Annotated in this window: 21 protein-coding genes; 15 read left to right on the top strand and 6 right to left on the bottom strand. The window is 59.4% G+C overall.

Annotation, left to right across the window (positions count from 1 at the left end):
* The first annotated feature begins 76 nt into the window (after nt 1-76).
* Entirely contained in the window at nt 77-1,267 is a 1,191-nt protein-coding gene (locus FHT92_RS00630; protein ID WP_183747533.1) for a cystathionine beta-lyase, read from the top strand.
* On the opposite strand, the gene FHT92_RS00625 is transcribed toward FHT92_RS00630, so the two are convergent.
* Both FHT92_RS00625 and FHT92_RS00620 read right to left on the bottom strand, forming a co-directional pair.
* The gene (locus tag FHT92_RS00625; protein WP_183747530.1) at nt 1,268-2,416 is read right to left on the bottom strand and encodes an FAD-dependent monooxygenase; all 1,149 of its coding nucleotides are present in this window, start codon (nt 2,414-2,416) and stop codon (nt 1,268-1,270) included. It lies immediately after the preceding gene.
* A 27-nt stretch (nt 2,417-2,443) separates the two neighbouring features.
* Nucleotides 2,444-2,689 carry a zinc-finger domain-containing protein gene (locus tag FHT92_RS00620; RefSeq protein ID WP_183747528.1) on the bottom strand — a complete coding sequence of 82 codons (246 nt, stop codon included), beginning with the start codon at nt 2,687-2,689 and terminating at the stop codon, nt 2,444-2,446.
* A 147-nt stretch (nt 2,690-2,836) separates the two neighbouring features.
* Here FHT92_RS00620 and FHT92_RS00615 point away from each other — a divergent pair, with 147 nt between their 5' ends.
* The 6 genes from FHT92_RS00615 to clpA all read left to right on the top strand — a co-directional run bounded on the left by FHT92_RS00615 (nt 2,837) and on the right by clpA (nt 8,697).
* Nucleotides 2,837-3,622, top strand: coding sequence for an alpha/beta fold hydrolase (locus tag FHT92_RS00615; RefSeq protein ID WP_183821909.1), 786 nt, complete (start codon nt 2,837-2,839; stop codon nt 3,620-3,622).
* A 131-nt stretch (nt 3,623-3,753) separates the two neighbouring features.
* Nucleotides 3,754-4,587 (top strand): serine O-acetyltransferase, encoded by an 834-nt coding sequence (gene cysE, locus FHT92_RS00610; RefSeq protein WP_183747524.1) that lies wholly within the window; start codon nt 3,754-3,756, stop codon nt 4,585-4,587.
* A 137-nt stretch (nt 4,588-4,724) separates the two neighbouring features.
* Nucleotides 4,725-4,928: a DUF3126 family protein gene (locus FHT92_RS29145; RefSeq protein WP_007827403.1), complete on the top strand. Its 204-nt coding sequence runs from the start codon at nt 4,725-4,727 to the stop codon at nt 4,926-4,928.
* Between the two features lie 283 nt (nt 4,929-5,211).
* Entirely contained in the window at nt 5,212-5,580 is a 369-nt protein-coding gene (locus FHT92_RS00600; protein WP_183747522.1) for a phasin family protein, read from the top strand.
* A 263-nt stretch (nt 5,581-5,843) separates the two neighbouring features.
* The gene (clpS, locus tag FHT92_RS00595) at nt 5,844-6,197 is read left to right on the top strand and encodes an ATP-dependent Clp protease adapter ClpS (RefSeq protein WP_183747520.1); all 354 of its coding nucleotides are present in this window, start codon (nt 5,844-5,846) and stop codon (nt 6,195-6,197) included.
* 10 nt (nt 6,198-6,207) lie between these two features.
* Nucleotides 6,208-8,697: an ATP-dependent Clp protease ATP-binding subunit ClpA gene (gene clpA, locus FHT92_RS00590; protein ID WP_183821907.1), complete on the top strand. Its 2,490-nt coding sequence runs from the start codon at nt 6,208-6,210 to the stop codon at nt 8,695-8,697.
* A gap of 76 nt (nt 8,698-8,773) precedes the next feature.
* On the opposite strand, the gene FHT92_RS00585 is transcribed toward clpA, so the two are convergent.
* The 4 genes from FHT92_RS00585 to FHT92_RS00570 all read right to left on the bottom strand — a co-directional run bounded on the left by FHT92_RS00585 (nt 8,774) and on the right by FHT92_RS00570 (nt 11,718).
* Nucleotides 8,774-9,202, bottom strand: a complete 429-nt coding sequence (locus tag FHT92_RS00585; RefSeq protein ID WP_183747515.1) for an HIT family protein — start codon at nt 9,200-9,202, stop codon at nt 8,774-8,776.
* Between the two features lie 51 nt (nt 9,203-9,253).
* Nucleotides 9,254-10,456 (bottom strand): GNAT family N-acetyltransferase, encoded by a 1,203-nt coding sequence (locus FHT92_RS00580; protein WP_183821905.1) that lies wholly within the window; start codon nt 10,454-10,456, stop codon nt 9,254-9,256.
* A gap of 78 nt (nt 10,457-10,534) precedes the next feature.
* A complete protein-coding gene (locus FHT92_RS00575) occupies nt 10,535-11,254 on the bottom strand; it encodes a glycerophosphodiester phosphodiesterase (protein ID WP_183821904.1) in 720 nt (239 codons plus the stop codon).
* Nucleotides 11,251-11,718, bottom strand: coding sequence for a RidA family protein (locus FHT92_RS00570; protein ID WP_183747506.1), 468 nt, complete (start codon nt 11,716-11,718; stop codon nt 11,251-11,253). Before FHT92_RS00570 ends, FHT92_RS00575 begins: the two co-directional genes overlap by 4 nt.
* 150 nt (nt 11,719-11,868) lie before the next feature.
* On the opposite strand from FHT92_RS00570, the gene FHT92_RS00565 reads away from it, so the two are divergent.
* The 8 genes from FHT92_RS00565 to pyrH all read left to right on the top strand — a co-directional run bounded on the left by FHT92_RS00565 (nt 11,869) and on the right by pyrH (nt 20,253).
* A complete protein-coding gene (locus FHT92_RS00565; RefSeq protein ID WP_183821903.1) occupies nt 11,869-12,708 on the top strand; it encodes a cell envelope integrity EipB family protein in 840 nt (279 codons plus the stop codon).
* Between the two features lie 183 nt (nt 12,709-12,891).
* A complete protein-coding gene (locus FHT92_RS00560; protein WP_183747500.1) occupies nt 12,892-13,968 on the top strand; it encodes a toxic anion resistance protein in 1,077 nt (358 codons plus the stop codon).
* 11 nt (nt 13,969-13,979) lie between these two features.
* On the top strand, nt 13,980-15,551 hold the full coding sequence (locus FHT92_RS00555) for a substrate-binding domain-containing protein (protein WP_183823791.1): 1,572 nt from the start codon (nt 13,980-13,982) through the stop codon (nt 15,549-15,551).
* A 7-nt stretch (nt 15,552-15,558) separates the two neighbouring features.
* Nucleotides 15,559-16,176 carry a 5-bromo-4-chloroindolyl phosphate hydrolysis family protein gene (locus tag FHT92_RS00550; RefSeq protein WP_183821902.1) on the top strand — a complete coding sequence of 206 codons (618 nt, stop codon included), beginning with the start codon at nt 15,559-15,561 and terminating at the stop codon, nt 16,174-16,176.
* A complete protein-coding gene (locus tag FHT92_RS00545; RefSeq protein ID WP_183821901.1) occupies nt 16,176-17,279 on the top strand; it encodes a substrate-binding domain-containing protein in 1,104 nt (367 codons plus the stop codon). Before FHT92_RS00550 ends, FHT92_RS00545 begins: the two co-directional genes overlap by 1 nt.
* 222 nt (nt 17,280-17,501) lie before the next feature.
* Nucleotides 17,502-18,269 (top strand): 30S ribosomal protein S2, encoded by a 768-nt coding sequence (rpsB, locus tag FHT92_RS00540; RefSeq protein WP_183747491.1) that lies wholly within the window; start codon nt 17,502-17,504, stop codon nt 18,267-18,269.
* A gap of 239 nt (nt 18,270-18,508) precedes the next feature.
* Nucleotides 18,509-19,435 (top strand): translation elongation factor Ts, encoded by a 927-nt coding sequence (tsf, locus tag FHT92_RS00535; protein WP_183747487.1) that lies wholly within the window; start codon nt 18,509-18,511, stop codon nt 19,433-19,435.
* A gap of 95 nt (nt 19,436-19,530) precedes the next feature.
* Nucleotides 19,531-20,253, top strand: a complete 723-nt coding sequence (pyrH, locus tag FHT92_RS00530) for a UMP kinase (RefSeq protein ID WP_183747484.1) — start codon at nt 19,531-19,533, stop codon at nt 20,251-20,253.
* Nucleotides 20,254-20,276: the final 23 nt, after the last annotated feature.

Raw genomic sequence — 20,276 nt, 5'->3', positions numbered from 1 at the left:
GAAGGGGTTGACGCTGAGAGCGGCGGAGTTCAAGAGTTCCGGCTTTGCATACCCTCGCCAGAAGGCCATTTTCCAAATGAAAGATCTAGACAGTCTCCTGCCGGGCGCCGGCATCAACACCCGTCTTTCCCATATCGGCTACGATCCCAGCGATTATCACGGCTTCGTCAACCCGCCTGTCGTGCGTGCGTCCACTGTTCTCTTTCCCGATGCCAAGTCCATGGAGACGCGCGACAAGAAATACACTTACGGCACTCGCGGCACGCCGACGACCGATGCGCTCGCCGAAGCGATCAACGCGCTTGAAGGCTCGGCCGGCACCGTGCTGGTACCTTCCGGCCTTGCCGCCGTCACCGTCGCGATCCTCGCCTATGTGGCAGCGGGCGATCACGTTCTGATCGTTGATTCCGTCTACGGTCCGACGCGCCATTTCTGTGACACGATCCTGAAGCGTATGGGTATCGAAGTCGACTACTTCGATCCGGCGATCGAAGCGGCCATCGAGACACTCTTCAAGCCGAACACCACGCTTGTGCTGACTGAAGCCCCTGGCTCCAACACCTTCGAGATGCAGGATGTCCCGGCCATCGCGGCCGTGGCGCACAGGCACGGTGCCGTCGTATTGATGGATAACACCTGGGCTACACCTCTTTATTTCCGGCCGCTGGACTTTGGCGTCGACGTGTCCATCCATGCTTCGACCAAATATCCATCGGGGCATTCCGACATTCTGATGGGAACCATTTCCGCCAATGCCGAGCACTGGCCGAGGCTGATCGAGACGCATGGCACGCTCGGCCTTTGCGGCGCGCCTGACGACTCCTACCAGATCCTGCGCGGCCTCCGCACCATGGGTATCCGGCTGGAGCGCCACTACGAAAGCGCGCTGGCGATAGCCACGTGGCTCGAAAGCCGCGAAGAGGTTGCCCGCGTCCTTCATCCGGCCCTGCCGAGCTTCCCGTCGCACCATATCTGGAAGCGTGATTTCAAGGGCGCCAGCGGCATCTTCTCCTTCGTGCTGAAGGCCGATGATCCGCAGAAGGTGAAGCCGAAGGCGCATGCTTTCCTCGATGCGCTCTCCTATTTTGGCCTCGGCTATTCCTGGGGTGGCTATGAAAGCCTTGCCGTGCTGGTCAACCTGTCTGACCGCAAGATCGCCAAGGCGCCGGCTGAAGGCCCGGTCATTCGCCTGCAGATCGGTCTCGAAGATATCGTTGACTTGAAGGCGGATATTGAGCGCGGCTTTGCCGCGGCAAACGCTGTCTGATCAGCCAACTGGGTGGTAGCCGTAGATCCAGTCGAGGTCGGCTGCGAGGCTTTGCGGCGGTTTGAGTGACAGCACGATATCCCGGCCCAGACGGATCGGACCGCTTGCGTGATAGGCAAAGCGGTTGAAGGCTCCGCGCTGGCGGAGTCTGGCGATACGCGGCGTTCGATGCCGTTCGAAGAGCGAGATAGCTTCGGACACCGGGCGGGTGGCAAGAAACGCCGCCAGCTCGAACGCGTCCTCGATCGCCATCGCGGCCCCCTGGGCGGCAAAGGGCATCATGGCATGTGCCGCATCGCCGATCAGTACGGTCTTGTTGCCGTCCTGCCATTTGCCAGGCGTTGCCTCAAAAAGCGGCCAGAAGGTGATGTCGCTGTGCTGTCCGAGCAAGCCGGCAATAGCAGGGTGCCAGCGGCGGAAGCGTGACTGCAGAAGCTCTTGCTGAGCCTGTGTCGGCTTGCCCTGCCAGGCCTGCGGCGCAACATTGCCGGCGGTAATCGCCACCATATTGAAGCCGCCGGTCTCCTTCAGCGGATAGCAGACCATATGCGCCGAGGAGCCGAGCAGGGCCGAGACGCTGCTGCGGTCGAGAAAGCCCGGAGCCTCTCTTTCTGCGATGGTAAAACGGAAGGCGACATTTCCCGAGAATTGCGGGGCAGGGGCGCCTGGTATTGCTTGCCTGAGTTTGGACCAGACGCCATCGGCGCCGATCACGACGTCGGCCGGACGACGGCCCTGCGGCAGATCCGATTCGAGCCTGATCCCGAGATGCAATGCACAGAGCGGATTAGTGATGACCGCATCCAGCAGAGTTTTCTGGAGCGTCTTGCGATGCAGGACGCCGTAGGGTGCTCCCCAGCGGTACCTGGCAAAACTCCCGGCTGGAACTGCTGCAAGCTCGCGCAACGAACTGCCTGAGATCAGCCTGATGGATTGCGGTTCGAGCCAGAGGCTGGTCAGCCTGTCGAGCACGCCGAGCTCGGCAAGCACACGCGATGCGTTGGGCGAAATCTGCAAGCCGGCGCCAACTTCGGCAAGCTCCGGCGCCTGTTCGAAAATATCCGAACTGATACCGCGCCCTGCAAGCGCCAGCGCGGCCGTCAGGCCCGCAATTCCGGCGCCGATAATGGCGGCATGTTCGACCGGCATAGGATATCCGATCTAAGAAGAGGGAAATTACGCCGCCTTGATGTGGAAGACGCAGCCGGGCGGATTGGTTTGGTTGGACTTCAGCGACGCGTTGTAGCGATAGAGCGTCGAGCAGTAGGAGCAGACCTTCTCGTTATCGTCGCCCATGTCGATGAAGATATGTGGATGATCGAAGGGAACCGAGGCGCCGGTGCACATGAATTCCTTGACGCCGACTTCGATAACGCGGTGACCGCCGTCGTTCTGGAAGTGGGGAATGCTATGGCCGGCCATGTCTGTCTCCGAATGCTTTGAATTCTGCGCGGACCTTATAGGCCTTCGAAAGAAAAGTGTAGTGCCAAAGCATGGCTCCCTTGCGAGTTTTTGGCTTCACGCTTCGGGGTCGCTCGACTATGGTCGCGCCAAAACAAGGGCGGCTCGATGAACCTGAATACACCTGCATTTTCAAGCTTCACGCATGAAGGATTGAAACTCGCTTTCTTCGATGAGGGTGATCCCTCCGGCCCGCCGGTGCTGCTAATTCATGGTTTCGCCTCGTCAGCCAACGTCAATTGGGTTCATCCCGGCTGGCTGAAGACGCTGGGTGACGCCGGCTACCGTGTCATTGCCATTGACAACAGGGGCCATGGCGCGAGCGACAAGCCACGCGATGCCGAAGCTTACAGGCCGTGGTTCATGGCGGGCGATGCGATTGCGTTGCTTGATCATCTCGGTATCCCCGAAGCCAATTTAATGGGATATTCCATGGGCGCTCGCATTTCCGTCTTTGCGGCACTTGCCCATCCGCACCGCGTCCGCTCGCTGGTGCTCGGCGGCCTCGGTATCGGCATGACCGATGGGGTGGGGGATTGGGATCCGATCGCCGATGCTCTGCTAGCGCCGTCGCTGGCCGATGTCACTCATCCGCGCGGCCAGATGTTTCGCGCCTTTGCCGAGCAGACGAAGAGTGACCGCGAGGCGCTCGCCGCCTGCATCAAGGGCTCGCGCGATCTCGTTGCCCGCGCCGATATGGGCAAAATCGATGCGCCAACCCTGATCGGGGTTGGAACGAAAGACGACATTGCCGGTTCTCCCCAAGAGCTTGCGGCGCTGATGCCTGACGCCAAAGCGCTGGATATCCCCGGCCGCGACCACATGCTCGCCGTAGGTGACCGGGTGTTTAAAAAGGCCGTCGTGGAATTCTACGAAAAGGTCGCCGCCGACTGATGTCGCCGACAGGTGACATCGGCGCGATTTCCAAGAAAAACGCGCCGACTCGGTGCGCCGCACGCACCCATTTATGTTGTCGGCGTTTTCCTCTATATAATCGCATTCCAACGGGAAATGAGGAGACCGAAATGGTCGCTAAGATGGATATCCGCACGCTGGACTCAGCCAATCCTCTGAAGGTGATGGACCCTATCTGGGACAGTCTGCGAGAAGAAGCGCGCCTCGCTGCGGAAAGCGATCCGGTGCTGGCAGCCTTCCTCTATTCGACGGTGATCAACCATCGCTCGCTCGAAGAATGCGTCATCCATCGCATCTGCGAGCGCCTCGACCATCCGGACATGCAGGCGAACCTGCTGCGCCAGACCTTCGAGGAGATGCTCGACGACTGGCCGGAATGGGGCGCGATCCTGCGCGTGGATATCCAAGCAGTCTATGATCGCGATCCCGCTTGCCTGCGCTTCATGGAAGCTGTTCTCTACTTCAAAGGCTTCCACGCGCTGCAGACGCACCGGCTGGCGCATTGGCTGCTGAACCGCGGACGGCGCGACTTCGCGCTTTATTTGCAGAGCCGCTCGTCCAGCGTCTTCCAGACGGATATCAACCCGGCCGCCCGCATCGGTAAGGGCATCTTCCTCGACCACGCGACCGGCCTCGTGGTCGGTGAAACGGCCGTCATCGGCGACAACGTTTCCATCCTGCATGGCGTCACCCTCGGCGGCACAGGCAAAGAAGGCGCCGACCGTCACCCGAAGATCGGCACGGGTGTGCTGATCGGTGCAGGTGCCAAAATCCTAGGCAATATCGAGATCGGCTTCTGTTCGCGCGTTGCCGCCGGCTCCGTCGTGCTGAAGCCGGTACCGCCGAAGACGACGGTGGCTGGCGTGCCCGCCAAGGTCGTCGGTGAAGCCGGCTGCTCCGAGCCGGCACGCATTATGGATCAGGTCATCGGCGCCGATATCTGAGCTCTCATTGGAAAAATGCGGAAAAGCGCCTAGATCCCGGCAGGGATGGTCATTGTTAACACGATCTCGCGACCTTTACAGCGCCGCTTTACCTGTGCAAGAAGCGGCCAACCGAGATCGCTTACGGAGTTGAAAGAGTGAAGCCTGAAGAAATCAAGAAGCTCGACGCCTATTTCAAACGCACGCTGAACCCGCAGATCGTGGTGAAGGCGCGCCCGCGCAAGAACGACTCCGCGGAAGTTTACATCGGCGAAGAATTTCTGGGTGTCATCTACATTGATGACGAGGACGGCGACCGTTCCTACAATTTCTCGATGGCGATTCTCGACGTCGATCTCTGATCGGCCGTCACATCGATCAAAAGCCGTGCATCGCCAGCCGATGCATGGCTTTTTTGTTGGCGGCTATTGCCAAATACGCCGGTTCGCGAAAATTTCTTATAACCCTGCGGTTGCAGGGGCCTGATATATTTTAGCAAAATCAATAAAAGACGAACGTGCCCAAAAATCCGGTGCTTAGCGCAACCAGTGGACGCAACCACTGGATGTTTTGCGATGCACAAGACTACTTGACTCTTTGTGCATTGCAGCTAATCTCTCTTTCATAGCCAACTGGAGGATGGTCATGTTCAATTTCGACGATGCAAACCGCAAGAGCAAGGAAGCCGTGGATTCGATGCTCAGAAGCTATTCCGATGCAGCCCAGGGTTTTCAGGCAATCGCCTCCGAGGCGGCCGAATATTCCAAGAAGTCCTTCCAGGATGCGGTCACTCATTTCGAGACGCTGTCGGGCGTAAAGAGCTTCGAAGCGGCCTTCGAATTGCAGACCAATTATGCGAAGTCTTCTTATGAGGCTTTTGTTGCTGAGGCGACCAAACTCGGTGAAATGTATGCCGACCTCGCCAAAAAAGCCTATAAGCCTTACGAAGCGCCGACGGCTGCCGCAGCCGCCAAGGTGGTGAAAACCGCTCCGGTCTCTCCGGCAGCTGCATAAATTTGACGGTGCGTTGAGCGCCGCCTATTGAAAATCAAAGACCGGCACCGCATTTGCGGCCGGTCTTTTTTATTTCCCGAAGCACGCCCTGGTTTTTACGCAGACTTTTTTGGCCTTTGCGTCAAGTCCTGCGGAATTGTGATTGCAGTCGGAAACAAGGGGCTTAAAATCGCTCTATTATGAACTACCTTAGTGTTTCAGATATTCGACGGGAAAGCACCCCTCCCATGCTGCCTGCCGGATTGATTGAGGAATGATTGAAAATGATCGCTAAACCGATCCGGATGCAGAACGACGGCGAAAGGAACGGGGACAACGGAAATCGCGGAACCTCGGTCATCACACGCACCAAGCCGAAGACCAAGAAGCCCAATCTCTATCGCGTACTGCTTTTGAATGACGACTACACGCCAATGGAATTCGTCATCCACATCCTGGAGCGTTTTTTTCAGAAGGACCGGGAAAGTGCCACCCGTATCATGCTGCATGTCCATAACCACGGCGTCGGCGAATGCGGAATATTCACATACGAGGTAGCGGAGACCAAGGTGAGCCAGGTGATGGATTTTGCCAGGCAGCATCAGCATCCGTTGCAATGCGTCATGGAAAAGAAGTGAGGAACTGAACGTGCCAACATTTTCGCCTAGTCTTGAGAAGGCGCTCCATCAGGCACTGACCTTTGCCAACGAGCGGCACCATGAATATGCGACGCTCGAGCATCTGCTGCTCGCCCTGATCGACGATGCCGATGCGGCTTCGGTCATGGGTGCTTGCAATGTGGACCTCGACGCCCTCCGTAAAACGCTCTTGGAATATGTCGATAACGAACTCTCCAACCTGGTCACCGGTTATGACGAAGATTCCAAGCCGACTTCCGGCTTCCAGCGCGTCATCCAGCGTGCGGTGATCCATGTCCAGTCTTCGGGCCGGGAGGAAGTGACCGGCGCTAATGTGCTCGTCGCGATCTTCGCTGAACGCGAAAGCCATGCAGCCTATTTCCTGCAGGAGCAGGAAATGACCCGCTACGACGCCGTCAACTACATCTCTCACGGCATCGGCAAGCGCCCTGGCGCCTCCGAAAGCCGTCCGCCGCGCGGTGCGGAAGAGGAGTCTGAAGCCAAGCCTACCGCACGTGGCAGCGAGGAAGAGGGCGGGCCTAAGAAGCAGCAGGATGCGCTGAAGGCTTACTGCGTCAACCTCAACGAGAAGGCCAAGGGCGGCAAGATTGATCCGCTGATCGGCCGTCACGCGGAGGTGAATCGCACCATTCAGATCCTGTGCCGCCGTTCCAAGAACAATCCGCTCTATGTCGGTGATCCCGGCGTCGGCAAGACCGCTATTGCTGAAGGCCTCGCTAAGCGCATCGTCGAGGGTAAGGTTCCGGAAGCTCTGGCAGACGCCACGATCTTTTCGCTCGACATGGGCACGCTGCTGGCCGGCACGCGGTATCGCGGTGACTTCGAAGAGCGCCTGAAGCAGGTCGTCAAGGAACTGGAAGAATATCCGGGCGCCGTGCTCTTCATCGACGAAATCCACACCGTCATCGGTGCTGGCGCAACGTCAGGCGGTGCCATGGATGCCTCGAACCTCTTGAAGCCGGCCCTGTCGTCAGGCGCGATCCGCTGCATCGGTTCGACCACCTACAAGGAATACCGCCAGTTCTTCGAGAAGGATCGGGCTCTGGTCCGCCGCTTCCAGAAGATCGACGTCAACGAGCCGTCGATCGATGATGCGATTGAGATCATGAAGGGCCTGAAGCCCTATTTCGAAGAATACCACCACCTGCGTTACTCGAACGAGGCGATCAAGACCGCCGTCGAGCTCTCGGCCCGTTACATCTCGGACCGCAAGCTGCCCGATAAGGCGATCGACGTCATCGATGAGACCGGTGCGGCCCAGATGCTGCTGCCGCCGTCCAGGCGCCGTAAGCTGATCACCGAAAAGGAGATCGAAGCGACGATAGCGACGATGGCTCGCATCCCGGCAAAGACCGTTTCGAAGGACGACGAAGCCGTTCTTGCCAACCTCGAGAAAGAGCTGCGCTCGGTGGTCTACGGCCAGGATGTAGCAATCGAAGCCCTGTCCACCTCGATCAAGCTGGCCCGTGCTGGTCTGCGCGAACCGAACAAGCCGATCGGCGCCTATGTCTTCTCTGGCCCCACCGGCGTCGGCAAGACGGAGGTCGCCAAGCAGCTTGCCGCCTCGCTGGGTGTCGAGATTCTGCGCTTCGACATGTCGGAATACATGGAGCGGCATACGGTTTCCCGTCTGCTCGGCGCACCTCCCGGCTATGTCGGCTTCGACCAGGGCGGCCTTCTGACCGATGGCGTCGACCAGCATCCGCATTGCGTGGTTCTGCTCGACGAAATCGAGAAGGCGCATCCGGATATCTATAATATCCTGCTGCAGGTCATGGATCATGGTACGCTGACCGACCATAACGGCAAGAAGATCGACTTCCGCAATGTCATCCTGATCATGACGACCAACGCGGGCGCTTCAGAAATGGCCAAGGCCGCGATCGGCTTCGGTTCGTCCAAGCGCACCGGCGAAGACGAAGAGGCTCTGACCCGCCTGTTCACGCCGGAATTCCGCAACCGTCTCGACGCGATCATCCCGTTCGCGGCGCTGCCGACGGCCGTCATTCACAAGGTCGTGCAGAAGTTCATCATGCAGCTGGAAGCTCAGCTGTCCGAACGCAACGTCACCTTCGACCTGCACGAGGATGCGATCGCCTGGCTGTCAGAAAAGGGTTACGACGAGAAGATGGGCGCCCGCCCGCTGTCCCGCGTGATCCAGGAAAACATCAAGAAGCCGTTGGCGAACGAAATCCTCTTCGGCAAGCTGAAGAAGGGCGGCGTCGTCAACGTTACCGTCGGCCCGAAGGAAGACGGCAAGCCAGGCCTCATTCTCGAAGCCATTCCGGAAACGGCGCCCATCAAGCCGAAGCCGGAAGCCGAACTGGTTCATCCGGAAGCGGTTGGTGAGGAAGATGGCGAGCTGAAGACCAAGCCGGTCAAGAAGACGAAGGCCAAGACCGTGCCACAGCCCGAGCCTGAGGTCCGTGACGCCCCCAAGAAGGGCTCGACCGTTCCGAAAGTTCCTCGGAAGAAATAACCTTCGGGTGAAATACGTGAAAAGGCCGCTGCGAAGCGGCCTTTTTGCTTGCGGTATATGTCAGGGTTTTGGGTAGTTACGCAAGTTCCGCCTTGATCTTCTCCGCGTTGGCTGCGAGGACCGCACCGTCCTCCATCTTGCCGGAATGCGGCTTCAGCGCCACGCCCTCATGCCGCGGGATTACATGGAAATGCAGGTGGAAGACGGTCTGACCTGCTGCCGGCTCGTTGAATTGGGCGATGAACACGCCGTCAGCGTCGAAGGCTTCCTTCACCGCATTCGCGATTTTCTGGACGACCGTGATCGTATGCGAGAGGGAAGCGGGGTCGGCATCGAAGATATTACGCGAAGGTGCCTTCGGCAGGACCAGAACATGGCCCGGCGCTTGCGGCATCACATCCATGAAAACAACGGTCTTGTCGTCCTCGTAGACGCGATGCGACGGGATCTCGCCGCGCAGGATCTTGGCGAAGATATTGTTGTCGTCATAGGCAGCGCTAGTCATGGCGAAATCTCCTCGTGTTTCCCATCGCGTAGCGCGGCGGAGCCAAGCGCGTCAATCCTCCTGCAGCCGTTCGCCTTTGCGGAAGGGAGTGTGTTCGGCAAGCATCTCATTCATATATTCGACATCCTCCCGCTCGCGCTCGAGATAGTCGGCAACCGCGCGCCGCAATCCCGCGTGGGCGATATAGTGGGCGGAGTGGGTTGTCACCGGCAGGTAGCCGCGGGCAAGCTTATGTTCGCCCTGGGCGCCAGCCTCCACCTTCTTAAGGCCCTTTTCCAACGCAAAATCGATGGCCTGATGGTAGCAGACCTCGAAATGCAGGAAGGGGTGCTCCTCGATGCAGCCCCAGTGCCGTCCGTAGAGCGTATCACCGCCGATGAAATTGATGGCACCTGCTATATAACGGCCGTCACGTTTTGCCATGACCAGCAGAATGTCGTCGGCCATGCGCTCGCCGATCAGCGAATAGAATTTGCGCGTCAGATAGGGACGGCCCCATTTGCGGCCTCCGGTATCCATGTAGAAGGTAAAGAACTGGTCCCAGATTTTTTCGGTCAGGTCCTTTCCGGTTAGCCAGTCGATGGTAATGCCGTTCTCAACCGCCGTCCGACGCTCCTTGCGCAGCGCCTTGCGCTTGCGGGAGGCGAGCGTTTCCAGGAATGCGTCGTGATTGGCATAGCCATCATTGATGAAATGGAACTGTTTGTCGGTGCGGTGCAGGTAGCCGTCGGTCTCGAAGATCGGCATCTCGTCCTCTGGCACGAAGGTGATATGAGCCGAGGAAATATCGAGGCGGCGGACGACCTCTTTGAGGCTTTCGGCCATGGCATTCTGAATTGGCGGTCTTGCAAATCCTTCGGCCACGAGCAGGCGCGGGCCGGTCGCGGGCGTGAAAGGGATGGAGCACTGCAGCTTCGGATAATAGCTGCCGCCGGCCCGTTCGAAGGCATCGGCCCAGCCATGATCGAACACATATTCGCCCTGGCTGTGGTTTTTCAGATAACCGGGCAGGGCGCCGACCAGTTCACCCTTGGCCGTCTCCAGAAGCATGTGATGGCCGAGCCAGCCGGTCTGGGCGGTGGCCGAGCCGGATTCTTCCAGCGACGAGAGGAAGGCATGCGAGACGAAGGGATTGTAGGCAATGGTGTCGCACGCCTTCGACGCTCCCGAAAGCCTTGACCAGCGCTCGGGGGAAATCGCGGTGAATGATCGCTCGATGCGAATGGAAAGTTCGTCTGACGATTCGTCTGTCATGAAGCAAATGCGAAGCCGTTGGGAGGAGGGAGCGGGCTCCCTCCCAGTCTGCGCACGATCTTGTCGAAAAAGCGAGCGTCAAACCGCCGCGCGCGGATCGAAGCCCTCGAAAGTCATTTGGTCGGCATTCTCGAAGGTGCGCTTGCGGGCATCTTCGTCCCGAACTGTCCAGGTTATGACAGGAATGCCCTTATCACGCTGGTGGGAGATGAAAGAGTTCGGCAGGTCCGCATGATGATAGGAGATGAAATCGAGGCCGAGCTCCATCGCCTTCTCATGGGTGGCATATTCTTCGGCCGTATTGCCGTTGGCCGTCAGTCCGACCGGGAAGGGGGCGCCAAAGTCCTTCAGGTCCTTCAGCAGCCAATGGTCGAAGCTCATCAGCGCGATCTTGCCTTCATAGCCCTCGAGGACTTCGAGAACGCTTTCGGCAAAGCCTTCGTCGTCGGCCTCACGGCCCTTGAGTTCCAGCACCAGCGGCACCTTGCCCTGCACGAGGTCGAGAAGCTGCTTCAGCGTCGGCACTTTATCCTTGGTGCCGCCGACGGCGATCAGCCCCAGCTCCTTGGAGGTCCGTTCACGCACGTCGCCCTTCAGGTTGCAGAGACGTTCCAGATCTTCATCATGGAAGATGACCGGCACGCCATCGGAGGCGTAATGGAGGTCGCATTCGATGGCAAAGCCTGCTTCGACGGCACGCGAAAATGCCGAGAGCGTGTTTTCCCAAATGGCATTGTTGAGGTCATGGTAGCCGCGGTGGGCAACCGGCAGCTCTTTGATCCAAGCGGCATTCGTCATTCTGCAATTTCCATGATAGCATCGATTTCGACTGCAGCATTGAGCGGCAGTGCTGCCATGCCGACGGCAGCGCGGGCATGTTTGCCGGCTTCGCCGAGCACGCCGGCGATCAGGTTCGAGGCGCCATTGATGACGAGGTGCTGCTCGACAAAATCAGGCGCGGAGGCAACGAAGCCGTTGAGCTTGATGACGCGGCGGATGCGGCTGAGATCGCCAAGCGCTGCCTTTGCTTGCGAGAGAATGTTGATGGCGCAAAGCTCTGCCGCGCGCTGGCCGGCGGCAACATCGACAGTCTTGCCGAGATGGCCGGAGACGGCGACCTTGCCGCCTTCGAGCGGCAGCTGGCCGGAGATAGTGAGTAGATTGCCGCTGATGACGTAGGGGACATAATTGGCGGCAGGTGCGGCAGCTTCGGGCAGGGTTATTCCCATTTCCGACAGACGCGTTGCGATTTGATCGGACATTTTCGTCTCCGCTTTTGTTGTCAATGCTTCAAAAATTATGCATCAAGACTAGAATCTTTAATGTGACAGTTTCGAGCCTCGACTTGGCCGCCTCGATTTGGCCGAAACGGTTCTTATAACATCGCGGACGAGTCCAACAGGAGTTAATGAATGTTCCGATCGTCACTTGCCGCTCTTGTCCTCGCAAGCGTCTCCGCCAGTGCTTCGGCGGCTGCGCCGGCGGCGAGCGCTGCGATCGCAACCGGGCTCGTCGCGCACCGCGCCGTTTACGATCTGGAACTGAAGGACGCTTCCGAACGCTCCGGCATCTCTTCCATGTATGGCCGCATGGTCTATGAATTCGACGGCAATTACTGCGAGGGATTCACCACGAATTTTCGCTTCGTCACCCAGATCGATACCGGCGACAACGTGCGCGTCAGCGACCAGCAGACGAAGACCTTCGAAAGCCTGAAGGACGGCAAGTTCACGTTCGACACCAAGTCCTTCACCGACGACCAACTCGACAAGGAAGTCAACGGTGCGGCTGAGGACAAGCCAGAAGGTGTAAAAGTCGACCTCACGCAGCCGGCAAGCCGCGAGCTGCAGCTCGCCGAAAGCCGATTCCCGACCGAGCACATGCTCGACGTCATCCAAAATGCGAAGAACGGCAAGCGCTTCTTCGAGGCCCGCGTTTTTGACGGCTCCGACGATGGCGACAAATCCCTGGTCACCACGACCATTGTCGGCAAGCAGGAAACCCCGGTTACGGATGAGGCCGATGCCGGCAATGCTGGCCAGTTCTCCAAGACGGCATTCTGGCCGGTGACGATCTCCTATTTCAACGAGAATGCCAAATCGGATACGCTGCCCGTCTACCGCATGTCGTTCAAGCTCTATGAGAATGGCATTACGCGGGATCTGACGATGGACTACGGCGATTTTGTCCTGACCGGCAAGCTCTCGAAACTTGAGCTCCTCGACAAAAAGCCCGCGCCGACCTGCCAGTAAGGCGGCTTCTGCGACAAGCTTAAGCACCTGTCATAAAACAGTATTTCTAGTTCAGCTAAACTGTCGTCCCGCAGATGAGTCTTCGCGGGCCGGTCTTTGTGGAAATCTGCCTTTTCCGGTCCTGCTTAGTGAAAGGCCCATTTGCCCGGATAATGGCACCACAAGCCGAGAAAGACGACCCGAATGGCCGATACCGATCTCGCGACTGTCCAGAATGCTTCCCTGCCGGCAATTGCTGCCGATCCCTCGGAAGTCGCCCGTATCACCGACACCATCAATCTCACGGACCGCGCCGGGATCTCCGTTTACGGTGACCGTGCACAACAGGCCGTCAGCGACTATGCCGACAAGATCCTGCGCGAGGTCCGCAACAAGGATCTCGGTGAGGTCGGCAAGCTCCTGACCGACATCATCCTGAAATCGAAGAGCCTCGATCCCGCCTCTCTGAAGGAGAAGGGTTTCCTTAGCCGCATGTTCCTCTCTGCCAAGGCGCGACTGGAGCGTTTCAAGGAGGAGTTCGAGGATGTCGCCGGCCAGATCGATCGGATCGGCCTGGAGCTCGACCGCCACAAGGATATGCTGCGCCGCGACATCGCCCTCCTCGACGACCTGCATGAGGAAACGAAACAGTCGATCATGCGGCTCGATGCCTACGTGCAGGCCGGCAAGAATTTTGTCGAACATTTCCGCTCGGTCGAATTGCCGAGGCTGAAGAGCGCCGCTGACGCCGCAACGTCAGGCCCTGGCGGTGGCATGCTCGAAGCGCAGACCTATCAGGATAGCCTCCAGGCGCTCGACCGGCTGGAGAAGCGCATCTTCTATCTGCAGCAGGCCCGCCAGCTCGGCATCCAGCAGCTTCCGCAGATCCGCATCGTCCAGTCCGGCGATGAGACGCTGATCGAGAACCTGCAGGCGACCTCGGCACTGACGGTTCCAGCCTGGAAGCAGAAGATGGTCATCCTTCTGGGGCTCACGCAGCAGAAATCGGCCCTCGACCTGCAGAAGACCGTGACGGACGCCACCAATGACATGATCCGCCAGGCTTCTGAAATGATGAAGGATCAGGCAATCGCCATCGAGCAACAGTCGCAGCGCGGCATCGTCGATATGGAGACGCTTGCCAAGGCCAATCAGGATTTGATCGACACCGTCACCGGCGTGCTGCGCGTGCAGGAGGAGGGCCGCAAGAAACGTGCCCAGGCCGAGCAACAGATGGAGCAGCTGACGATCGACCTCAAGAAGGCGATGACGCAGGCGTGACCGGCAGAACCATGATCCGCTCGTTCTTCGGCGCATTGGCGCTATCTGGTCTCGCGACGTTGGCAGGCTGCGACGCTTTCAGCAGCGGCCCGAATTTCTCGATCGTTTCCGGCTCGGAAAATACCGTCCTCCAGCCGATTGTCGAGGAATTCTGCAAGGAGAAGCACGCGACCTGCTCTTTCAAATATGAAGGCACGCTCGACATCGGGCTTGCACTGCAAAGCGATCAGGGCGTGGAACAGGACGCCGTCTGGCCTGCTTCCAGCGTCTGGGTCGACATGTTCGATACCAAACGCAGGGTCAAGGACCTCACCTCGGTGGCGCAGACGCCCGTCATCCTCGGGGTGCGCAAGTCGAAGGCCGAACAGCTCGGCTGGATCGACAAGGATGTCTTCATGAAGGATATCCTGGCAGCGGTGAACAGCGGTTCGCTGAAGTTCCTGATGACATCGGCCACCCAATCGAACTCCGGCGCCAGCGCCTATCTCGCCATGCTCTCCAGTGCGCTCGGAAACAAGCCGGTGATCGAGCCCGGCGATCTCGACATCAAGGCGGTTCAGGACACCGTTCGAAGCCTGCTTGCCGGTGTTGCGCGCTCCTCCGGCTCTTCGGGCTGGCTCGCCGATCTCTATACGGATTCCGCTGACAAAGGCACGATCTACGATGCCATGTGGAATTATGAGGCGGTGATCAAGGAAACCAACGACAAGCTCGCCGGCATGGGCAAGGAGCCGCTCTACGCCATCTATCCAGCCGATGGCGTGGCGATGGCGGATTCGCCGATCGGTTTCATCGATCATGGCCGCGGCCCCGAGATCCAGACCTTCTTCAAGGACCTGCTCGCCTATCTGCGCTCGCCCGATGTTCAGAAGAAGATCGCCGAAACCGGTCGCCGCCTGCCGCTCGGCAGTGTTTCCGCCGAGCCTGAGCCGAGCTGGAATTTCGACCCGGCCAAACTGGTGACCGCGATCCGCATGCCGGAACCGACAGTGATACGCCAGGCACTCACGCTTTATCAGGCGGCACTGCGCAAACCGTCACTGACGGCACTCTGCCTCGATTTCTCGGGCTCCATGCAGGGGGATGGCGAGAACAGTCTGCAGCAGGCGATGCGCTTCCTCTTCACGCCCGAGGAGGCAAGTAAGGTGCTGGTGCAATGGTCGCCGGCCGACCGCATCTTCGTCATTCCCTTCGATGCCAATGTCCGCGATATCTTTTCGGCCTCGGGCGACACGATGGAACAGCAGGGGCTTCTCAACGCAGTTGCCGGCCAGCATGCCGGCGGCGGCACCAATATGTATGCCTGCGCCGAAAGGGCGCTCCAGCAAATGGCGAAAACGGCTGATCTGTCCAATTATCTGCCGGCGATCATCATCATGACCGACGGCAGATCCGATGACCAAAGTGCGGCCTTCATGAGCGATTGGAACACTATGGAGCCACGCGTGCCGATCTTCGGCATTACCTTCGGCGATGCCGACAAGACCCAGCTGGACAGTCTGGCGGCGGCGACGGCGGCACGCGTCTTCGACGGTCGCTCGGACCTTGCGGCAGCGTTCCGCACCGCCCGCGGTTATAACTAGGACCGGCATGGGTAACTGGCTCGGCAATGACGGCAACTGGATCGTGGCGGGAGTGGTGACAGCCGTTCTCGTCCCCGTCCTGGCCTTTGCTGCCGGCATGCCGTTCTGGATTGCCGCCGTCATCGGCCTCGTGGTTTTTGCGGGCCTGGTTTTCTTGCTGGCGCCACGCAGGTTTTTCGAAGGTCTCGATATCAAGGTAATCGGCCGCGGTCGCGTTGCCTTTGCGAGAGAATTGCTGGAAGGGGCTGTGCCCGCCGCACAAAGGCTGGAAACGACCGCGGACGATATCGCTGACAAACAGATGGCAGCGCGCGTCCGCCACCTGGCGGAAATCGCCGCCGATGTCTTCCGCAAGGTGGAGGCGAGGCCGGAAAGTGCCAACTCTGTACGCCGCTTTCTCAGTTATTATCTGCCGCGTGCGGCCGAAGTCGCCGAGGGCTTTGCGGTAATCGAGGCGAAACGCGCGCCTGACGTCAAGCAGTTGGAGGATGTCCGCGCCGTACTGGTGAAGCTCGAGGATGCCTTCGTTCACTATGCCGACAGCCTTGTCGATGCTGAACTCGGCACGCTTGATACCGACCTGCGCCTAATCCAGGCATCTCTCAAAGAGGATATTGGACGCTGATGGCCCTTTCCCGCCGCGCCTTTGGAGTTGGACTTCTCGCCACCGGCATTGCCGGCACCGGCGGCTATTTCGCCGTCCGCGACCGGCCGGAACTGCGGGGCCTGCTGGGTACGCGCACAAACCTGTTCGGCTTCATCGGCGGCGAGAAAGAGGCTTTCCTCGCAGATCCTGATGTCGTCGACGCCATCAAGCGCTATGGCCTCTCGATCGACAGTCGCGTCGCCGGCTCGGTTGAGATGGTGCGCGAGCAGACCCTGCTCTCGCAGAACCCGCAATTCCTCTGGCCGTCCTCCTCCATTATGGTGGATATCGCCCGTCAAAGCGGCGTGAAGATCCGCGATGACAGGGTCATGCTCAACACGCCTGTTGTCGTCTACACTTGGCAGCCGGTTGCGGACGGGCTGTTCAAATCGGGCCTCGTGACAGTAATAGACGGCCATCACCACCTCGACCTGAAGGCCTTGCTCGACGCCATCCTTGCTGGGACGGACTGGTCGAAGCTCGGCGTCAATGCGCTCTACGGCCGGGCGCGCATCGTCTCGACCGATCCGAACCGCTCGAATTCGGGCTTCATGTTCTCGGGCCTGGCGCTCAGCCTCTTCAGCGGCAATGTCGCGACATCAGATGATCTCGCCCAATATGGCGGCAAGGTGCAATCGATCTTCCGCAATATGGGTTTCAAGTCGCCATCGTCAGGCAAGTTGTTCGATCAGTATCTGGCAGGTGGTCTCGGCGGCGAACCGATGATTGTCGGTTACGAGAATCAACTCGTCGAATGGGCGCTTGCCGATGCCGAACGATGGAGCCGCATCAAGTCGGGGCAGGGCGCCAAGCCCGTCGTCCTCTATCCCCGCCCGACCGTCTATTCGGCCCATCCGTTGATTGTGGTGGATGAAACGGCCGAACGTCTGATCGAGGTGCTGACGAGCGCAAAGTTGCAGGAGCTGGCCTGGGCCAAACACGGTTTTCGCGGGCCGCTCGGCACCGCAACCGGCGATACCAAAAGTCCGATCGTCGGTCTGCTGCCGGCGGAGATCGATGCCGTGTTGCCGATCCCGGATGCTGGCGTCATGCTCTCGCTGCTGAACATGCTGGCAAGCTGAGCCGGCGATGCGTATGTATCGGCGGCGCGCTCATTCGTCCGTTCTCGGCAGTTTTTTTGGCACGAGCCTTGCTTTTGCGGCAAATCGAATGTAAGGCCACGCCCATTCCACACGTAAGGCATGGGATCGTCGGGGAGAAATCCGGCTTTTCCGCCCGGTGGCATCTTCGAAGAGGATGCTGTTCGCCTTGCGGAGGTTCAACCGGAAAAGGAGTAACAAGGCATGGCATTGCCTGATTTTTCTATGCGCCAGCTGCTCGAAGCAGGCGTCCACTTCGGTCACCAGACGCACCGCTGGAACCCGAAGATGAAGCCCTACATTTTCGGCGATCGTAACAACATCCATATCATCGACCTGGCTCAGACCGTTCCGATGCTGTCGCGCGCCCTGCAGGTCGTGTCCGACACCGTTGCTCGTGGCGGCCGCGTTCTCTTCGTCGGCACGAAGCGTCAGGCTTCCGAGCTGATCGCTGACTCGGCCAAGCGTTCTGCCCAGTACTACGTCAACTCGCGTTGGCTCGGCGGCATGATGACGAACTGGAAGACGATCTCCAACTCGATCCAGCGCCTGCGCAAGCTCGACGAAATTCTGTCTTCCGAGCAGTCCGGCTACTCTAAGAAGGAGCGCCTGAACCTCGAGCGCGAGCGCGAAAAGCTCGATAAGGCCCTCGGCGGTATCAAGGACATGGGCGGCACGCCGGACCTGATGTTCATCATCGACACCAACAAGGAAAAGATCGCGATCGACGAAGCCAAGCGCCTCGGCATCCCGGTCGTCGCCATCATCGACTCGAACTGCGATCCGGACCTGATCGACTATCCGATCCCGGGCAACGACGACGCCTCGCGCGCCATCGCTCTCTACTGCGATCTGATCGCCCGCGCTGCGATCGATGGTATCGCCCGTCAGCAGAGCGGATCTGGCCGCGACCTCGGCGCATCGACGGAAGTTCCGTTCGAGCCGGCGCTCGATGAGGCAGCCGAAGCCTGATAAAGCAGGCGGAATACGACTCCGCCGAAGCTTGCAAAGATTGGGAAAGGCCGCTCGCGACTCTCAGAAGTTCGGCGGCCTTGCCTGTTTCAGGCGGAAGCTGTCACAGCTTGTGCCTCCATGAATTCTGTTATGACGCGTCTTCATAACGCTGTCATACATACAGGTACATTTCGTGCCTCAATCCGGTGCCGCGCCGCGTTCCGCGGGCCACCGTATAAACCGACAAGAGGAAGCTTATGACCGAGATTACGGCTGCACTGGTGAAGGAACTGCGCGAAAAGTCCGGCGCAGGGATGATGGACTGCAAGAAGGCGCTGACCGAGACCAACGGCGATATCGAAGCCGCGATCGACTGGCTGCGCGCCAAGGGCATCTCCAAGGCCGACAAGAAGTCCGGCCGCGCCGCTGCTGAAGGCCTGGTCGCTATCGCCGGCGCCGGTCACAAGGCTGTCGTCATCGAGCTCAATTCCGAAACCGACTTCGTTGCACGTAACGATGCCTTCCAGGATCTCGCACGCGGCATCGCCGAAGTTGCGCTCTCCACCGACGGCACCGTCGAAGCCATTTCGGCTGCGACCTATCCGGCATCCGGCAAGCCGGTTGCCGACACCGTCAAGGAAGCGATCGCGACCATCGGCGAAAACATGACGCTTCGTCGTGCAGCCAAGCTGGAAGTCGAGCACGGCGTCGTCGCGACCTACATCCACAACGCTGCCGGCGACGGCATCGGCAAGCTCGGCGTTCTCGTCGCGCTGAAGTCGGTCGGCGACAAGGCCGTTCTGTCTTCGATTGGCCGCCAGGTTGCCATGCACATTGCTGCGACCAATCCGCTGGCGATCCGTGCCGAAGAAGTCGATGCCGCAGTCGCCGAACGCGAACGCAACGTCTTCATCGAGCAGTCCCGCGAATCCGGCAAGCCGGAAGCCATCATCGAAAAGATGGTCGAAGGCCGCATGCGCAAATTCTTCGAAGAAGTCGCCCTTCTCTCGCAGTCTTTCGTCATCAATCCGGACCTGACGGTCGGTGCTGCGGTCAAGGCAGCCGAAAAAGAAGCCGGCGCTGCGATCGAAGTCGTGGGCATGGCCCGTCTGCTCCTCGGCGAAGGCGTCGAGAAGGAAGAGACCGACTTCGCAGCCGAAGTTGCTGCTGTCGCCAAGGGCTGATCTTTCAGCCATATTTGGGAAAACCGAAGGGCATCGCGTGACAACGCGGTGCCCTTCGTGTATCGGGCAATTGCGGCAATATACGAGGAGCCAACATGACGTCGGAACCAATCTACAAACGTGTTCTACTCAAGGCTTCCGGGGAAGCCATGATGGGTGCCCAGGGCTTCGGGATCGACGTTGCGGTGGCAGACCGCATCGCGTCCGACATTGCCGATGCACGGCAGATGGGCGTTGAAGTCGGCGTCGTCATCGGCGGCGGTAACATCTTCCGCGGCGTGGCGGTTGCGTCCAAAGGCGGCGACCGCGTTACCGGCGACCACATGGGCATGCTCGGCACGGTCATCAACGCGCTGGCGCTCGCAACCTCGCTGCGCAAGCTGAACATCGACACTGTGGTTCTGTCGGCAATCTCCATGCCGGAAATCTGCGAAAGCTTCTCGCAGCGCGCCACGTTGTATCACCTGTCGCTAGGCAGGGTGGTGATTTTCGCCGGCGGCACGGGCAATCCTTTCTTCACCACTGATTCTGCTGCAGCACTGCGCGCCGCTGAAATGGGCGCCGAGGCAATCTTCAAGGGCACGCAGGTCGACGGTATTTACACCGCCGATCCGAAGAAGGATCCGGAAGCGACGCGTTTCGACCATCTGACGCACAAGGAGGTTCTCGACCGGGGCCTTGCGGTCATGGATGTGGCCGCTGTTGCACTCGCGCGCGAGAATTCCATTCCGATCGTCGTTTTCTCGATTCACGAGAAGGGACGTTTCGCTGAAATCTTGACGGGTGGTGGTCTCAAGACCATCGTATCCGACAACTGATAGGGAGCTGCGCCGTTGCCGGC

Origin of the sequence: Rhizobium sp. BK377 (genome assembly GCF_014193935.1) — a bacterium.
Classification (GTDB): domain Bacteria; phylum Pseudomonadota; class Alphaproteobacteria; order Rhizobiales; family Rhizobiaceae; genus Rhizobium.
This window is presented reverse-complemented; position numbering and strand designations above follow the sequence as displayed.

Excerpts from the sequence above, each read along its gene's own strand:
- FHT92_RS00630 (WP_183747533.1), top strand. The coding sequence starts at position 77 with ATGAAAGATCTAGACAGTCTCCTGCCGGGCGCCGGCATCAACACCCGT.
- FHT92_RS00625 (WP_183747530.1), bottom strand. The coding sequence starts at position 2,416 with ATGCCGGTCGAACATGCCGCCATTATCGGCGCCGGAATTGCGGGCCTG.
- FHT92_RS00620 (WP_183747528.1), bottom strand. The coding sequence starts at position 2,689 with ATGGCCGGCCATAGCATTCCCCACTTCCAGAACGACGGCGGTCACCGC.
- FHT92_RS00615 (WP_183821909.1), top strand. The coding sequence starts at position 2,837 with ATGAACCTGAATACACCTGCATTTTCAAGCTTCACGCATGAAGGATTG.
- cysE (WP_183747524.1), top strand. The coding sequence starts at position 3,754 with ATGGTCGCTAAGATGGATATCCGCACGCTGGACTCAGCCAATCCTCTG.
- FHT92_RS00600 (WP_183747522.1), top strand. The coding sequence starts at position 5,212 with ATGTTCAATTTCGACGATGCAAACCGCAAGAGCAAGGAAGCCGTGGAT.
- clpS (WP_183747520.1), top strand. The coding sequence starts at position 5,844 with ATGATCGCTAAACCGATCCGGATGCAGAACGACGGCGAAAGGAACGGG.
- FHT92_RS00585 (WP_183747515.1), bottom strand. The coding sequence starts at position 9,202 with ATGACTAGCGCTGCCTATGACGACAACAATATCTTCGCCAAGATCCTG.
- FHT92_RS00580 (WP_183821905.1), bottom strand. The coding sequence starts at position 10,456 with ATGACAGACGAATCGTCAGACGAACTTTCCATTCGCATCGAGCGATCA.
- FHT92_RS00575 (WP_183821904.1), bottom strand. The coding sequence starts at position 11,254 with ATGACGAATGCCGCTTGGATCAAAGAGCTGCCGGTTGCCCACCGCGGC.
- FHT92_RS00570 (WP_183747506.1), bottom strand. The coding sequence starts at position 11,718 with ATGTCCGATCAAATCGCAACGCGTCTGTCGGAAATGGGAATAACCCTG.
- FHT92_RS00565 (WP_183821903.1), top strand. The coding sequence starts at position 11,869 with ATGTTCCGATCGTCACTTGCCGCTCTTGTCCTCGCAAGCGTCTCCGCC.
- FHT92_RS00560 (WP_183747500.1), top strand. The coding sequence starts at position 12,892 with ATGGCCGATACCGATCTCGCGACTGTCCAGAATGCTTCCCTGCCGGCA.
- FHT92_RS00555 (WP_183823791.1), top strand. The coding sequence starts at position 13,980 with ATGATCCGCTCGTTCTTCGGCGCATTGGCGCTATCTGGTCTCGCGACG.
- FHT92_RS00550 (WP_183821902.1), top strand. The coding sequence starts at position 15,559 with ATGGGTAACTGGCTCGGCAATGACGGCAACTGGATCGTGGCGGGAGTG.
- FHT92_RS00545 (WP_183821901.1), top strand. The coding sequence starts at position 16,176 with ATGGCCCTTTCCCGCCGCGCCTTTGGAGTTGGACTTCTCGCCACCGGC.
- rpsB (WP_183747491.1), top strand. The coding sequence starts at position 17,502 with ATGGCATTGCCTGATTTTTCTATGCGCCAGCTGCTCGAAGCAGGCGTC.
- tsf (WP_183747487.1), top strand. The coding sequence starts at position 18,509 with ATGACCGAGATTACGGCTGCACTGGTGAAGGAACTGCGCGAAAAGTCC.
- pyrH (WP_183747484.1), top strand. The coding sequence starts at position 19,531 with ATGACGTCGGAACCAATCTACAAACGTGTTCTACTCAAGGCTTCCGGG.